This window comes from Halorubrum gandharaense, assembly GCF_054654575.1.
On sequence record NZ_BAAIET010000002.1, the window covers coordinates 1,196,614 to 1,211,003 of the forward strand.

Here is a 14,390-nt window from a genome sequence, read left to right on the forward strand (position 1 = left end):
ACTCTCTGATTGCTCACTCCGCAATAGAGAAGCATTATAATCCTTCATCCACAATCCGGGAGCGGAGCACAGCGGATCCCGTCGTGTCGTTCGGGATTCACGTTCAGCATACGATGTCTACTGCATTCAGAGCCCACGAAGCGGTGTTCGCATGAAGGTCGTCATCATCGGCGCCGGCGAGGTCGGGACGACCATCGCCGCCAATCTGGCGTCTGCCCACGAGGTGACGGTCATCGACAAGGACCCGGAGCGGGCGGAGCAGCTCAAATACGATCTGGACGTGTTGACGCTCGCCGGTGACGGCACCGAGCTGACGACGCTGGAGACCGCCGGCGTCGGAGATGCTGGTATGTTCATCGCGTGTGCGGACGACGACCTCACCAATCTCGTTGCCTGCGGGACGGCCAAGACGCTCGGCGACCCGTTCACCATCGCGCGCACGAGACGGACGGAGTACCTCCGAACGTGGGAGCGTGACCACACGGCGTTCGGGGCCGATTTCGTCGTCTGTTCCGACTTGCTCACCGCCGAGAGCATCGTCCGGGTGATCGGACTGCCGGCTGCCGTCGACGTGGACCCGTTCGCCGGCGGTCTCGTCCAGATGGCCGAGTTCGAAATCGACGGAGGGAGCCCCGTCGCCGGCCAGACGGTCGCGGAGGCCGACCGCTTCGATTCGCTCACCTTCGCCGGCCTGTTTCGCGACGGCGAGATGGTGCTGGCACGCGGCGACACGGATATCCGCGCCGGCGACCGCGCGGTCGTGATCGGGAGCCCGGAGAGCGTCCGGTCGTTCGCACGACACGTGAGCCCACAGGCGACGCCGGATGCGGCCGACGAGATCGTGGTGGTTGGTGGTTCGGAGGTGGGCTACCAGACCGCCCGACTGTTGGAGGAGAGCGGGCTCAAACCGCGGCTGATCGAACAGGACGCCGAGCGAGCCCGCTGGCTCGCGGAGAACCTCCCGAACACGCTGGTGATGGAACACGACGCGACCGACACCGAGTTCCTCGCGCGCGAGCACGTCGACGAGGCCGACATCGTCGTCGCCGCGCTCGACTCCGACGAGCAGAACCTGCTCGTCTCCGTGCTCGCCAAACGCCTCGGCTGTGCGCGGGTGATGGCCGTCGTGGACAGCGGCGACTACGTCACCCTGTTCGAGGAGGTCGGCGTCGACGTGGCAGTCAACCCCCGCATGGTGACCGCCGAGGAGATCACCCGATTCAGCTACGAGACGATCGCAGAGAACGTCGCCGTACTGGAGGACGACCAGGCGGAGGTCGTCGAAATCGAGCTCGGCACCGACAGCGAGATCGCGGGCCGACGGATCAGCGAGGTGGTCGCCGACCTCGACGGCCGGTTCGTCATCGGCGCGATCACCCGGAATCGCGAACTCGTGACGCCGCGTGGTGAGACGGAGCTCAAACTCGGCGACCACGTCGTCTTCTTCGTGGAGTCGTCGTACGTGAACGAGCTCACGGGGTTGGCATGATACGACACGCAAACTGGCATGCCAGCCTGAGTCTCGTGGGAACGGTCGTGAAGTATCTCGCGGTGACGATGCTGGTTCCGCTCGGGGTGGGGCTATACTACGGCGAGGATGCGTGGGTGTTCATGGCCACCATCGCGATCGCCGTCGTCATCGGCCTCGTCCTGGAACGCCTCGATCCGGATCCCGAGATGGGGCCCGCGGAGGCACTGTTGTTGGTGGCCGTGGCGTGGCTCGCGGCCGCCGGCATCGGTGCCGTACCCTACTTGCTCGCGGGCTACGGCACCGAATCGACCGTCGGGCTCCAGACGGGGTCGACGGCTGCGCTCGTCGGGTCGCTGGTCAACGCGCTGTTCGAGTCGATGAGCGGGTTCACGACGACGGGCGCGACGGTACTCGGCGAGATCAGCGTCGACCGCCACTCACACGCGCTGTTGCTGTGGCGACAGCTCACCCAGTGGCTCGGCGGCATGGGGATCATCGTGTTGATGATCGCGATCCTCCCCGAGTTGGCAGTCAACGGCGCGCAGCTGATGGACTCGGAAGCGCCGGGGCCGGACCTGCAGAAGCTCACGCCACGCATCGCCGAAACCGCGCGGGCGCTGTGGGTGGTGTACCTCGGATTCACCGTCGTCCTCGCGGCGTTGCTTTACGGTGCGCACTTGCTGGGCCACGCCCCGAACATGGACCTCTACAATGCCGTCGCACACGCCTTCACGACGATGCCGACTGGCGGATTCTCCCCGCAGGCGGACAGCATCGGCGCCTTCTCCGCCGTCGTCCAGTGGATCATCATTCCGTTCATGGTCGCGGCCGGCGTCAACTTCGCGCTGTTCTGGCAGGTGCTCCACGGGGAGGTGAAGGCGCTCCGGGAGAACGCCGAATTTCGAGTGTACGTCGGCGCGTTCGCCGTGATCTCCGGGTTCCTTGCGCTGTTGCTCGTCCGCGGAGCTGCGCCGGCGACGGAGCCTGGCGGCATGACGGCTGGAATGACTGAAAACGCGCTTCGGCAGGCCGTCTTCCAGATCGGATCCCTGATGAACTCCACCGGGTTCGCGACTGCCGACTTCGCACAGTGGGACGCGAGTGCGCAGCTGGTGTTGCTGCTCGCGATGTTCGTCGGCGGGTCTGCAGGATCAACCGGCGGCGGGATCAAGGTGGTGCGGTGGATCGTCGCGTTGAAAGCGGTCGAGCGGGAGCTGTTCCGCTCGGCGAACCCCGACGTGGTTCGCCCGATTCGACTCGGCGAGCACGTCGTCGACGAGGGGGCGGTCCGAGGCGTGTTGGCGTACACGGTGTTGTACGTGGTGCTGTTCGGGCTCGCCGCCGTCTTCATCGGCCTCGATTCCGCGCGAATCGGCGTCGAGCTCACGGTGCTCGAAGCCGCGAGTGCATCGCTCGCCACGATCGGGAACATTGGCCCCGGGTTCGGTCGGCTGGGGCCGTTCGGGAGCTATCTGTTCTTCCCGGACAGCTCGAAGCTGCTCATGGTATTTTTGATGTGGGTGGGCCGGCTGGAGATCGTCCCCGTGCTCGCGTTGCTCGTCGGCGGGATCGAAGAGCGCGGGTGAGCCATCGGCGGCCGACGGGCATCTGGCGCCCGGATCGGTCGTCCCGGATCTACGCACCCGTTCGAGAGCTCTACCAGAAACAGGAAACCCGAACGGCGCTAATGTCCGATCGTGACGGACGAACTTCGACGACGAACGCTTCTGGGTAGCGTTGCGGTTGGCGTCGGTGCCGGAATCGCCGGCTGTGCCGACGACGAGGCGCCCGGCGACGACGGCGACGCCGACTCGTCGGACCAGGACGACGAACCTGCTGACGACTCGGACACGCCGGAGGGGACGGAGACGGAACCGGTACTCGACGCCGGCACGAGCGTCTTCCTCGCGCTCGCACCCGACCGGATCGCGGCGGTCGATCCCGAAACCGGCGAGGTGCTCGCCGACACCGAGGACGTGTCGGGCGTTTCGTGGGGCGACGCGAGACAGCTCTCGAACGGCGACGTGTACGCCTGTGACGGCTCGCGTGCGCAGGCGGTCGTGCTCGATCCCGCGACGATGACGGTCGAAGCCCGGATCGACGTGGGGCCGGATCCGGTCCACATGTTCGAACCCCGACCCGGCGAAGCGTGGGTCCACTCGGACGATGAGGGGCGGTTCCACGTGATCGACGCCGCGGAGCGCACCGTCGTCGACACCGTCGACTCCGGGCTCGACGAGGGCGGGCACGGCAAGCTCGTCACGCACGAGTCCCTCGACGGGGCCGCCTACGGCACGAACGTGACGAGCGCGGCGGCGACGACCATCGACGTCGACGCTCGCGAGCAGACCGGCCACGTGGAGCTGTGTGACGGCGCCGGCACCCACTACGGGGCCTATTCGCCCTGGAACGGCCACGCCTACTTCGAGTGCACCGACGGTCGCCTCGCGATCGTCGACACGGAAACGGACGAGCGCCTCGACGCTCGCGAGTACGGCGGCGGCCTCTACGTCGGCGCCGAGCTGCTCGGCATCGTCGACGGCAACACGGTGCACTTCCTCGACGCCACGAGCGCGGACGACGAGCGCGTCGCGTCGGTCGAACTCGACGAGGGCGGTCCGGATACCCTCGGCTTCCACGAGGCCGACGGAACGACGTACGCCTTCGCCGCAAACACGGGAACGCCGGACGTGACTGTCATCGACGTGGACGCGGAGACGATCGTCGACCGCATCGGCGCCGGCGACATCGAGCGGCCGGACGACGCCGACCATCTCCACCGGGCGGCGACGACCGGCGACGGCTACTACGCCACGCCCGCGGATGCCGACGGCGTGCTTGCCGTGATCGACATGGCCGCACGCGAGCGGGTCGCGCTGGCCGAAGTAGGCGAGGGCGTCGACACGGTGACGTACCTGACGGTCTGATGCGGGCCACACGCTCCCGAGATGAGGGCGGGTCCGCCAACGCCTCCCGAGCGGCGGGGCTGCTCGTCGGCCTCCTGCTCGTGGCCGTCATCGCGGGTGCGCTCGCGGCGCCCGTCGCCGGCCACGCCTACCTCGCGGAGTCCTCACCCGAGAGCGGGGAGTCGGTCGACGCGCTGCCCGAGACGGTGACGCTGGAGTACACGGGTGACGGCGTGCAGATCGCCGACGTGGCCGTGACCGCACCGAACGGCGAGAACGTCGCGAGCGAGGTGGCCGTCGACGGCGCCGACCGGTCGGTGGTCAGGGCGACGCTCGACGGTGCGGCTGCGGAGGGGGGTGACGCGGCGGACGACGGGGCGAGTGACGAGGGCGTCTACACCGTCGAGTGGGAGGTGCTCGCCGACGACGGCCACACCACGAGCGGGAGCTTCTTCTTCGTCGTGGGCGAGGACGCGCTCGACCGCGAGCAAGTGCTGGACAGCCACCGCGAGGCGGACGACGACGGCATGCCGCCGGCGGAGAGCTTTCTGAAGGGGCTCCTCCTGCTCGGCGTGCTCGGCCTGATCGGGCTGCCGACGACCGTCTACGGCGCGGTGTACCCGGCACTCAACGGCACCGCAGTCGTCCCGACGGTACGGCGGCGAAGCGGCCGGCTGCTGGCGGGGGTGGCTGCGGTGACGACGGTCGCCGCCTTCGGGCTGGGGCTCGCCCGGCTGCTGGACGTGCGGAGCGGGCTGACGCCGGCCGCGGTCGTCGAGTTCGCGGGCGTGCCGCTCGGCCGGGTGTGGCTCGCACAGACCACCATCGCGGCTGTCGGCACCGCAGCGATCGTCGCCTGCCACCGGCGTCCGACGGCCAACCGACCGCTGCTCGGCACCGCGGTCGCAACCGGGCTCGCGCTCGCCGGCACGGTGGCGTGGTCAAGCCACTCCGCGGTCACCGTCGACCGGCTGCTTGGCACGTGGTTCGACGGGCTGCACCTCGTCGGCGCCGGCCTCTGGTTGGGAGGATTGGCCACGCTCGCGCTCATCGCGCTGCCGGCGATCGACCGACTTGAGACGGACGACGAGGAGCGCGTCGAACGGACGACCGCAATCGTCGAGCGGTTCTCGCTCGCGGCGCTCGCGGGCGTCAGCCTCGCAGTACTCACCGGGGCGGGACTGTTCGCGTGGCACGTCCCCTCCGAGAGCGCGCTGGCAACGACGACGTACGGTGCCGCGCTCGCGGCGAAGGTCGGCGTGCTGCTCGTCGCGTTCGGACTCGGCGCGTTCGCACGCACGGTCGTCCTGCGTCGTCTTCGGAAAGGGTCGGTCGCCGCGCTGGACACGCTGCGCGCCGGCGTCCGTGTCGAGGTCGTCGTCCTCGTCGCCGTCGTGCTACTTGCGGGTGTCGTCACGTCCGTGGCTCCGGCTGCGATGGTCCTCGGTCACGAGGCCGCCGGGACCGGGTCGCTGTCCGGTGAGACGGGAGCTGACGGCGAGACGATGGTTGAGCTGTCCGTCACGCCCGGGAGCACGGTGTCGGACCGGGCGGTCGTCGTTCGCGAGAACGAGCCCACGGTGTTCGACGTGCGGGCGACGCGGGACGGCGAACCCCTTCCGGACGCCGACGCGTCGCTGTACCTGTATCACCCGCACGACGGAATCTCACGGAGCCTGGAGCTTGAGGCAGTCGAGGAGGGAACGTACGGAACCGTCCACTCCATCTCCCGGATCGGCGGGTGGGAGGTTCGCGTCGACCTCGACACGGCGGACGGCCCCGAGAGCATCTGGTTCGACATGTACGTCATCCTGGCCGAACACGACCACCACGTCGCCGACGACGCCGGCGAGGTGACCGAGTTCGGCGAGAACGTCCGGCTCGTCGGGCTGGTCGTGGGAGTTCTCGGTCTCCTCGCGCTGGCGTACGAAACCACAGCGTTCGTTCGCCGGCGTCGGTAGTCGCCGATCGTTGGACTTCTCGCCTCTCGGCGGCTCCGCTATCCTACTCTACCTTACCCTACCCTGGCGACCGCTTCCTCGGCCACTCGCGGAAACGCGACCGTGCCGACGAGCGCGATGCCGACCGCCCAGCCGAGGCCGACGGCGACCGCAATCGTGTCGCCGGCGTTCGGCGCGCCGACCACCCCGCCAACGACGAGACCGCCGAAGATGGCGAGTGCGAACAGGGCGTTGAAGTACGGAATGCGGACGACCAGCGGCACCGGAGCGAGCGTCACCCAGCCGGGGGTTGCCGATCCCAACGGCCGAATCCACCCGCCGCGCACGAGCGTCCCTGCAACGATGGCGACCGTCAGCGCCAGCAAACCGGTCGCCTTGGCGTCGAACCATCCGGTGGTGGGCGAGTCCATCACGAACAGCAGTACGGGAAGCGCGAGAACCGTCATCTCGGCGGAGATGCGAGTGGCGTCGTGGAGGAAGATGCCGACGCCGCTCTTCTCGGTTCGCGTGAGGGTGCCGTAGCCGTACCACGTTCGGCGCACGTTCGACCGTGCAGCGGCGGTTTCTCGGCCACGGGGCCCCTCGCGCCGGCTCACTGGTGGCGGCCTGCTGCGTGTCGGATCATTGCGTGTCGGACGCCGGCACGCGGTCGCCCAACTCGAGGAGGTCCCCGGTTTCGACGACGGTTCCCCACGAGGATTCCGGAACGACGGTGTTCACCATCAGCCGGAAGTCGTGGTCGAACCAGTCGCCGCCGGACCAGTCGGGCATCGTCTCACGCCGCTTCCGGAGGAACGTCTCGCGGAACTCCGGGTGCTCGGCGCCCGTATCCGGGTGGCGCGACGGAACGACGCACCGCTGGCAGGGGTTGACGCCGAACAGCGTCGCCTCGCCGAGCGAAAATCGGACGCGGGAGTCGCGGTCGGCGAACAGCCGGTCCTCGAAGAACGGCTCGTCGGCCGAGAGCACGACGTTCGGCCGAAGCCGCCGGCGCAGCTCCGTCGCGTCGGCCACGCCGTCGAACCACGAGGCGACCTCCACGAGCGTCCCGTGCCCGACGACCGTCGGCCCCGTTGCCTCGCGGTCGTCCGGAAAGCCGCCCTTTGGCTCGCGGACGACGTCGACCTCGTAGCCGAGGAACTCGCCGACCCAGTCGGCGAGCGCCGCACCCTCCTCGGGAAGCGCGAACCGCCGGCGGTCGGCGGGCGCGCCCGTCTGCTCGCTTTCCGGTCGCTCCAGCGTCACGGCGGTCGGCGTGGCATCGCCCGGATCGTCGACCAGCTCGTAGCTGGCCGAGAGTTGGTGGATCCGGCATTCGCTTTTGCCGTTGACGTAGCCGCCTCCGCCGCCGACGGACGCGTCGTGGGGGTCGACGCCCGCCTTGACGAGCGCGTACGAGCGGTCGCCGCGGAGCGCGCCGCGCGGACCGAGCTCGGCGCGCTCGACGGCGACGCCGTCGAGCGACTTGAACGGGTACGCGACGAGTTCGTCGACGTGTGTCATGCCCGGAGCTATAGCGCCCGCCGACAAAAGCGTCCCGTGCACTCACGTCAGCGTTTGGACGGAGTCGGCGAGTACACATTGTGAGAATTTCAGAAATTGTGTTCTGCTGAGAGCCCTATTTAAATGAGCCACAGAGACGGTCGGCGGAGGTTGCTAATTGAACGATAGCGGGAGTGGGTGTTGCAATTCGTCGCCGGCGGGAGAGTATATAAACTGTCGAGAGTGGCGCTGACGCACGCCTTATAAACGGACGCGCGGTGCGGTGGCGCGCCCGGCGAGCGCCCAGCGGGCGCTCGTCGGCGCGCGAGGGACGCCGCGAGCGAAGCGAGCGGCGAGGCTGGGGAGGCGTGAGGTGCGGTGCTGTGCGGTGCGGGGTGGGACTCAAAGGGGCAGCCGGCTCCGGGAAGACGGGCGACGTAAGCACTCAAAAGGCCGGGCGGTGCCGAGAGGCCTTTTGAGCGCGCAGCGAGCCCCTCGACCGGAGCCGGCTGGGGCTTTTGAAGGCGGTCCCCACCAGCGCAAAACCAGCACCTCACCGAACAAACACGCCTTATAAACAGAAACCAACCACACCAACGCACCACTTATAAACGACGAACCTGCCCACGTGATAGACCCACTCCCGAGGTCACTTACTGGGCGTCAATCGGGACGCAATCGACCAGAATTCGGCCTCTGCTGCGGATTTCAGCAGAGTAAGAACGTGGAGAACGTGTGATCCGCGCTGCACAAGGAGGCGTCCGGACGGTGGGGCAGCCGGCGACCGACTGCCACCGGGACCGCGGGTCCGGAGTCGCCGGTTATTCCTCGTCGGCGTCGCTTCCGTCGTCCGCGTCGGCGTCGTCCTCCTCGTCCGTCTCGGGGAGTTCGACAGCCGAGCGGTCGAACGCGTCGGCGACGTCCTCGGCGGAGAGGTCGACGAAGCCGTCCGCCTCGGTGATCGTCGCGATGGAGACGTGGGTCGGCTCGAGGTCGTCGGCGTGCTCGCCGAGCGCTTCGAGCGCGAGTTCGACGCCGTCGTCCAGCGTCAGGTCCTCGCTCCACTCCGCTTCGAGGTGCTCCTGAATCTCCTGACGGCCGCCGCCGATGACGGTCGCCTTCCACTCGTAAGGGGTGCCGGAGGGGTCGGCGGCGAACAGGCGCGGCTCGCCGTTGTCGATGCCGCCGATCAGCAGCGCGGCGCCGTACGGCCGCGACCCGCCGAGCTGCGTGTTCTCCTGAACGTGGTCGGTGACGTACTTGGTGAGCGTCTCGACGCCGACGGGCTCGCCGTAGCGGAGGCGGTTGCCCTGTGCCTGGCGTCGGGCGAAGTCGATCAGCTTGCGCGCGTCGGCGACGTGGCCGGCGCTCGCAGTTCCGACGTGGTCGTCGAGCTTGTGGAGCTTCTCGATGCTCTCGGCCTCCATCAGCGAGGAGCGCGCCCGGCTCATCGCCGCGAGCACGACGCCCTCGCTCGTGCGGATGCCGACGCTCGGTGCACCCTGCGAGACCGCCTCGTGGGCGTACTCCACCTGGTAGATCCGGCCGTCGGGCGAGAACAGCGACGTACCGCGGTCGTACGCCTGCTGGTCGTTACCGCCCATCATCGTCGACCACCCACTCGCGTGTGTACGCGTTCGCTCATTGGGACCCTCTTATCGGGGGCGACGGAAAAAGCCTCCTTAACCGGTACGCGACTCCCCGAGCACGTCGCCGGATTGAGAGAGAGAGTAACACGCATTACGTTGCTGTACCGGTATCGCAGGTTTTCGCCGGGGGACCAGTGTTCGTCGTCGGCACGGTGTCGGTCGCCCATTTTCTCTCGCACGTGTTTCTGCTGGCGTATCCGCCGCTTTTCCCGCTGTTGGCCGCTAATTTCGGCGTGTCGACGACTCAACTCGGACTGTTGGTGACCGCCATCTACGTCCCGCAGCTGCTCTTGCAGGTGCCGCTCGGCGTCGTCGCCATCGTCGCCACGCCGGGGGCCGACCTCGCGGTCGCGTTCGGCCTGTTCACGCCCGCCGGGTTCCTCACCGTGGCGGGGTTCCTCGTGGTCGCCGCCGGGGTTGGGGTCGTGGTCATCGCCATTCGGCGTCAGTGAGCGTCGTCCGGCTGGCAGCCGGTCACGTTTCGGTCGTCGACCGACGGTCGTACGTCAGAAACGTCAGTTCTCCCGATACCTCGCGGTCGACCGCCGTCCACTCCGCCTCGTCGTACACCGGAAACGTGGTGTCCCCCTCCGGGAACTCGGGGACCTCGGTGATGACGAGGCGGTCCGCGACCGGAAGGAACGCCCGGTAGACGGTCCCGCCGCCGGCGACGTAGATCGTGTCGACATCGCGCTCACGGGCGTCGGCGACCGCGAGGTCGACCGCCGTTTGCAGGTCATCGGCGTGGACGGCACCCTCAGGGAGGTCGAGGTCGGAGCGGGAGAGCACGACGCTGGTTCGTCCAGGAAGCGGCTCGCCGATGGCCTCGATGATCGACTCGTAGGTGGTCCGCCCCATGATCAGGGGGTGGCCGGTCGTCGTGCGCTTGAAGTGGGCGAGGTCGGCGGGATAGTGCCACGGCACCCCCTCGTCGTCGCCGATGACGCGGTTCTCGCCCACGGCCGCGATCAGCGCGAGCGTCAGGTCCTCGCTCCACTCCGCTTCGAGGTGCTCCTGAATCTCCTGACGGCCGCCGCCGATGACGGTCGCCTTCCACTCGTAGGGGGTGCCCGAGGGATCGGCCGCGAAAAGACGCGGCTCGCCGTTCTCGATGCCGCCGATCAGCAGCGCGGCGCCGTACGGCCGCGACCCGCCGAGCTGCGTGTTCTCCTGAACGTGGTCGGTGACGTACTTGGTGAGCGTCTCGACGCCGACGGGCTCGCCGTAGCGGAGGCGGTTGCCCTGTGCCTGGCGTCGGGCGAAGTCGATCAGCTTGCGCGCGTCGGCGACGTGGCCGGCGCTCGCAGTTCCGACGTGGTCGTCGAGCTTGTGGAGCTTCTCGATGCTCTCGGCTTCCATCAGCGAGGAGCGCGCTCGGCTCATCGCCGCGAGCACGACGCCCTCGCTCGTGCGGATGCCGACGCTCGGTGCACCCTGCGAAACCGCCTCGTGGGCGTACTCCACCTGGTAGATCCGACCGTCGGGCGAGAACAGCGACGTACCCCGGTCGTACGCCTGCTGGTCGTTACCGCCCATCATCGTCGACCACCCGCTCGCGTGTGTACGCGTTCGCTCATTGGGACCCTCTTATCGGGGGCGACGGAAAAAGCCTCCTTAACCGGTACGCGACTCCCCGAGCACGTCGCCGGATTGAGAGAGAGAGTAACACGCATTACGTTGCTGTACCGGTATCGCAGGTTTTCGCCGGGGGACCAGTGTTCGTCGTCGGCACGGTGTCGGTCGCCCATTTTCTCTCGCACGTGTTTCTGCTGGCGTATCCGCCGCTTTTCCCGCTGTTGGCCGCTAATTTCGGCGTGTCGACGACTCAACTCGGACTGTTGGTGACCGCCATCTACGTCCCGCAGCTGCTCTTGCAGGTGCCGCTCGGCGTCGTCGCCATCGTCGCCACGCCGGGGGCCGACCTCGCGGTCGCGTTCGGCCTGTTCACGCCCGCCGGGTTCCTCACCGTGGCGGGGTTCCTCGTGGTCGCCGCCGGGGTTGGGGTCGTGGTCATCGCCATTCGGCGTCAGTGAGCGTCGTCCGGCTGGCAGCCGGTCACGTTTCGGTCGTCGACCGACGGTCGTACGTCAGAAACGTCAGTTCTCCCGATACCTCGCGGTCGACCGCCGTCCACTCCGCCTCGTCGTACACCGGAAACGTGGTGTCCCCCTCCGGGAACTCGGGGACCTCGGTGATGACGAGGCGGTCCGCGACCGGAAGGAACGCCCGGTAGACGGTCCCGCCGCCGGCGACGTAGATCGTGTCGACATCGCGCTCACGGGCGTCGGCGACCGCGAGGTCGACCGCCGTTTGCAGGTCATCGGCGTGGACGGCACCCTCAGGGAGGTCGAGGTCGGAGCGGGAGAGCACGACGCTGGTTCGTCCAGGAAGCGGCTCGCCGATGGCCTCGATGATCGACTCGTAGGTGGTCCGCCCCATGATCAGGGGGTGGCCGGTCGTCGTGCGCTTGAAGTGGGCGAGGTCGGCGGGATAGTGCCACGGCATCCCCTCGTCGTCGCCGATGACGCGGTTCTCGCCCACGGCCGCGATCAGCGCGAGCGTCAGGTCGCCGGGAACCTCGGGCGGCTCGGGAGGCCGGGAGGGCGACGACGGATCGGGCTCCCCGGTCATTCCGCGACGGAGAACTCCAGCGCGTCGGCCGACTCGTAGTCGACAACCTCCACGTCATCGTACGTCAGCTCGTCGAGCGGCTTGTCCGCGATGCGGATCGCCGGGCGGTCGCGGGGCTCCCGGGAGAGCTGTTCGAGCAGGCCGGGGACGTGGTCGTACCCCTCGTCGTCCGGTCGCTCATCGGGCGCCGTGCGCACCACCCAGTCTTTCACGTCGAGGTAGTCCGCCTTCGTCTCGACGTTGGCGAGCCGCTCTTGGACGTACTGGAGGTTGTTGGCGTACCAGCGCCCGCGCTCGCCGCGCCCGCAGTACACGTGCGCGTCGACGACCGTATGCCCGAACTCGCCGACCTCGAAGCCGGTGCGCTGAGCCAGCGCGTTCGCCAGCAGGGCGTACGCCGCGACGTTGAACGGGACGCCGAGCGCGATGTCGCCCGAACGCTGCGTGAGGTGGAGATTGAGCTTGCCGCCCTGGACGTTGACGACGAACGAGTAGTGGCACGGTGGCAGCGTCGAGACGGTCGCGTTGGCGGGATGCCACGCGTTGACGACCATCCGGCGGGAGTGCGGGTTCTCCTCCAGCGTGTCGAGCACGTACTGGATCTGGTCGAACACCCGGCGCGCGCCGCCATCGGCCGTCTCCTCGACGCTCACCCAGCGGTGGGCGTCGTCGGGCCACGTCTCGCCGGGGAGCGCGGCGTCGTCCTCCGGAACGGGATACCGTCGCCAGAAGCGACCATAGGCGGTGTCGAGGAGCCCTTCCTCGTCGGCCCACGCGTCCCAGATCTTCGTTTCCTCGCGGAGGTTGCGGATGTGCTCCTCGCCGGAGAGGTACCAGAGCACCTCGTGGATCAGCGAGTTCCAGCGATAGCCGTCCATCTTCTTCGTCGTGAGCAGTGGGAATCCCTCCGAGAGGTCGACCGTGTACTGGCCGCTGAAGCTCGCGATCGTGTCGACGCCCGTCCGATTCCGCTTGTATGTGCCCGTCGAGAGCGTGTCGTCGACGAGATCGAGATACTGTTGCATGGTGGTCGGTGCCGACCCGCGGCGCCCTGCCGGCGGGCCGGCGGCTCTATGTGAGCCAACGCGCGGGGCACCAAAAACCGTTCGCAGATGGGTTCGGGGATCCGCACGGATGTTCCCCATCCGTGGTATTTGCGTCGCTCCGCGGGGAACGCTCGCCTGTCAACGGACGGCTGCGAGGAGCTGACGGACTGCCACGACCCCCCTGGGGAGCGCGGGCGGCGTGCCGGGCCGGGACCAGCGGACGACAATGCCCGACACCGGCACGCCGGCGCGCTCGAAACAGCGCCCGGCGCTGTCGACGGTCCGCCACGAGAAGCGCACCGACGACCGTATGGCGAACTGCTCGACGAGCTCGACCGGGACACCCTCTCCGCCGAGGAGACCGCCGTCCGCGAGGTCGTCGCCCGCGTGCGCAACGAGACTCGTCGCCGTACACCGCTTTTCGGCGCCACCGACGAGGCCCAACCACCGTCACGGAAGTGAGCCGCCGCTGCGTGGGACAACCATATACGCGCGGCTATCCAATTGTCAGTCATGGCAAGTGCTTCCGGCGACATGTCGACGCGTCGCCTCCGGGTCGACCTCGACATCGAGCCGGGGGCCGACTGGGACTGCCCCATCGTCGACGGCGCCGACAACGTCGCGGCGGTCGACATCAACGCCGTCGGCGACGAGTGTAGCGTCGACCTCAAGCCGGCCGACGGCGACGAGGTGTACCGGGCGACCGGCGAGGTCGGCAACGACTGCCTCTGTTACGTGTTCCAGCAGCACGGCTGTGTCCCTCGCGTTCGGCAGGTCCACGAGGGGACGATGCTCGTGACGACCTACGTCGACGACCGCAACACGGTCCGCGAGATCGTCGAGGGGCTGCGCGACGTGCTCGGCGGCGTTCGACTGGTCCGGCTCGCCGTCGTCGAGGGGCCGGAGGCCACCGAGCAGGTGACGTTCGACCTCTCCGATCTCACGCCGAAACAGCGTGAGGGACTGGAGCTCGCCGTCGTGCGCGGCTACTTCGACGAGGACGGCGGCGCGGACCTCGCGGAGCTCGCCGCCGAGCTCGGGATCAGCAAGTCCGCGCTCTCCCAGCGGCTCCGCACGGCACAGGCGAAGCTCGTGAAGGACGTGTTCGACGACGCCGGCGTCTGAACCCGGCGTGTAAAGACCTTAACGGGTCAAGGGGACGAACCACGGTGATGTGTGCTCAGTATGCACAGATGAGCCGGCACGACGACCCCCACGACCGATCCTCCCCGGAGTCAGCGCGG

14 protein-coding genes are annotated in these 14,390 nt (G+C 68.4%); 7 read left to right on the forward strand and 7 right to left on the reverse strand.

The annotated features are described in order from the left end of the window. Positions 1–151 precede the first annotated feature (151 nt). The 4 genes from trkA to ACYQ07_RS15080 all read left to right on the forward strand — a co-directional run bounded on the left by trkA (position 152) and on the right by ACYQ07_RS15080 (position 6,338). On the forward strand, positions 152–1,489 hold the full coding sequence (trkA, locus tag ACYQ07_RS15065) for a Trk system potassium transporter TrkA (protein WP_459882957.1): 1,338 nt from the start codon (positions 152–154) through the stop codon (positions 1,487–1,489). Further along, a complete protein-coding gene (locus ACYQ07_RS15070; protein ID WP_459882958.1) occupies positions 1,486–3,057 on the forward strand; it encodes a TrkH family potassium uptake protein in 1,572 nt (523 codons plus the stop codon). Before trkA ends, ACYQ07_RS15070 begins: the two co-directional genes overlap by 4 nt. Positions 3,058–3,168: 111 nt before the next feature. Continuing rightward, complete coding sequence (locus ACYQ07_RS15075) at positions 3,169–4,398, forward strand: YncE family protein (protein ID WP_459882959.1); 1,230 nt, start codon at positions 3,169–3,171, stop codon at positions 4,396–4,398. Continuing rightward, positions 4,398–6,338 (forward strand): copper resistance CopC/CopD family protein, encoded by a 1,941-nt coding sequence (locus ACYQ07_RS15080; RefSeq protein WP_459882961.1) that lies wholly within the window; start codon positions 4,398–4,400, stop codon positions 6,336–6,338. Before ACYQ07_RS15075 ends, ACYQ07_RS15080 begins: the two co-directional genes overlap by 1 nt. Positions 6,339–6,391: 53 nt before the next feature. Here the strand turns inward: ACYQ07_RS15080 and ACYQ07_RS15085 are convergent, their stop codons facing one another. From ACYQ07_RS15085 to psmA, 3 genes are all read right to left on the reverse strand, one after another. Beyond that, the gene (locus ACYQ07_RS15085; protein ID WP_459882962.1) at positions 6,392–6,880 is read right to left on the reverse strand and encodes a DUF8215 family protein; all 489 of its coding nucleotides are present in this window, start codon (positions 6,878–6,880) and stop codon (positions 6,392–6,394) included. Positions 6,881–6,959: 79 nt separating this feature from the next. Beyond that, positions 6,960–7,841, reverse strand: coding sequence for an MOSC domain-containing protein (locus ACYQ07_RS15090; protein WP_459882964.1), 882 nt, complete (start codon positions 7,839–7,841; stop codon positions 6,960–6,962). Positions 7,842–8,641: 800 nt separating this feature from the next. Then, positions 8,642–9,427, reverse strand: coding sequence for an archaeal proteasome endopeptidase complex subunit alpha (gene psmA / locus ACYQ07_RS15095; RefSeq protein ID WP_459882965.1), 786 nt, complete (start codon positions 9,425–9,427; stop codon positions 8,642–8,644). 176 nt (positions 9,428–9,603) lie between these two features. On the opposite strand from psmA, the gene ACYQ07_RS15100 reads away from it, so the two are divergent. Beyond that, complete coding sequence (locus ACYQ07_RS15100) at positions 9,604–9,921, forward strand: hypothetical protein (RefSeq protein WP_459882967.1); 318 nt, start codon at positions 9,604–9,606, stop codon at positions 9,919–9,921. 22 nt (positions 9,922–9,943) lie between these two features. Here ACYQ07_RS15100 and ACYQ07_RS15105 read toward each other — a convergent pair whose 3' ends face one another. Continuing rightward, positions 9,944–11,008: an archaeal proteasome endopeptidase complex subunit alpha gene (locus tag ACYQ07_RS15105; RefSeq protein ID WP_459882968.1), complete on the reverse strand. Its 1,065-nt coding sequence runs from the start codon at positions 11,006–11,008 to the stop codon at positions 9,944–9,946. A 176-nt stretch (positions 11,009–11,184) separates the two neighbouring features. Here ACYQ07_RS15105 and ACYQ07_RS15110 point away from each other — a divergent pair, with 176 nt between their 5' ends. Further along, on the forward strand, positions 11,185–11,502 hold the full coding sequence (locus ACYQ07_RS15110; protein WP_459882967.1) for a hypothetical protein: 318 nt from the start codon (positions 11,185–11,187) through the stop codon (positions 11,500–11,502). A gap of 22 nt (positions 11,503–11,524) precedes the next feature. On the opposite strand, the gene ACYQ07_RS15115 is transcribed toward ACYQ07_RS15110, so the two are convergent. The 3 genes from ACYQ07_RS15115 to ACYQ07_RS15125 form a co-directional block, all read right to left on the reverse strand. Next, positions 11,525–12,100 (reverse strand): dihydrofolate reductase, encoded by a 576-nt coding sequence (locus ACYQ07_RS15115; protein ID WP_459882970.1) that lies wholly within the window; start codon positions 12,098–12,100, stop codon positions 11,525–11,527. After that, the gene (gene thyA, locus ACYQ07_RS15120) at positions 12,097–13,125 is read right to left on the reverse strand and encodes a thymidylate synthase (RefSeq protein WP_459882971.1); all 1,029 of its coding nucleotides are present in this window, start codon (positions 13,123–13,125) and stop codon (positions 12,097–12,099) included. The genes ACYQ07_RS15115 and thyA overlap by 4 nt, the downstream gene beginning before the upstream one ends. A 159-nt stretch (positions 13,126–13,284) precedes the next feature. After that, complete coding sequence (locus tag ACYQ07_RS15125; protein ID WP_459882972.1) at positions 13,285–13,590, reverse strand: hypothetical protein; 306 nt, start codon at positions 13,588–13,590, stop codon at positions 13,285–13,287. Between the two features lie 69 nt (positions 13,591–13,659). Between ACYQ07_RS15125 and ACYQ07_RS15130 the strand changes: the two genes are divergently transcribed. Further along, positions 13,660–14,271 (forward strand): helix-turn-helix domain-containing protein, encoded by a 612-nt coding sequence (locus ACYQ07_RS15130; protein WP_459882974.1) that lies wholly within the window; start codon positions 13,660–13,662, stop codon positions 14,269–14,271. Positions 14,272–14,390 lie beyond the last annotated feature (119 nt).

Bases quoted from the DNA above. Each gene is read 5' to 3' on its own strand.
- psmA (WP_459882965.1), bottom strand. From the start codon at position 9,427: ATGATGGGCGGTAACGACCAGCAGGCGTACGACCGCGGTACGTCGCTG.
- ACYQ07_RS15115 (WP_459882970.1), bottom strand. From the start codon at position 12,100: ATGACCGGGGAGCCCGATCCGTCGTCGCCCTCCCGGCCTCCCGAGCCG.
- trkA (WP_459882957.1), top strand. From the start codon at position 152: ATGAAGGTCGTCATCATCGGCGCCGGCGAGGTCGGGACGACCATCGCC.
- ACYQ07_RS15090 (WP_459882964.1), bottom strand. From the start codon at position 7,841: ATGACACACGTCGACGAACTCGTCGCGTACCCGTTCAAGTCGCTCGAC.
- thyA (WP_459882971.1), bottom strand. From the start codon at position 13,125: ATGCAACAGTATCTCGATCTCGTCGACGACACGCTCTCGACGGGCACA.
- ACYQ07_RS15070 (WP_459882958.1), top strand. From the start codon at position 1,486: ATGATACGACACGCAAACTGGCATGCCAGCCTGAGTCTCGTGGGAACG.
- ACYQ07_RS15105 (WP_459882968.1), bottom strand. From the start codon at position 11,008: ATGATGGGCGGTAACGACCAGCAGGCGTACGACCGGGGTACGTCGCTG.
- ACYQ07_RS15080 (WP_459882961.1), top strand. From the start codon at position 4,398: ATGCGGGCCACACGCTCCCGAGATGAGGGCGGGTCCGCCAACGCCTCC.
- ACYQ07_RS15130 (WP_459882974.1), top strand. From the start codon at position 13,660: ATGGCAAGTGCTTCCGGCGACATGTCGACGCGTCGCCTCCGGGTCGAC.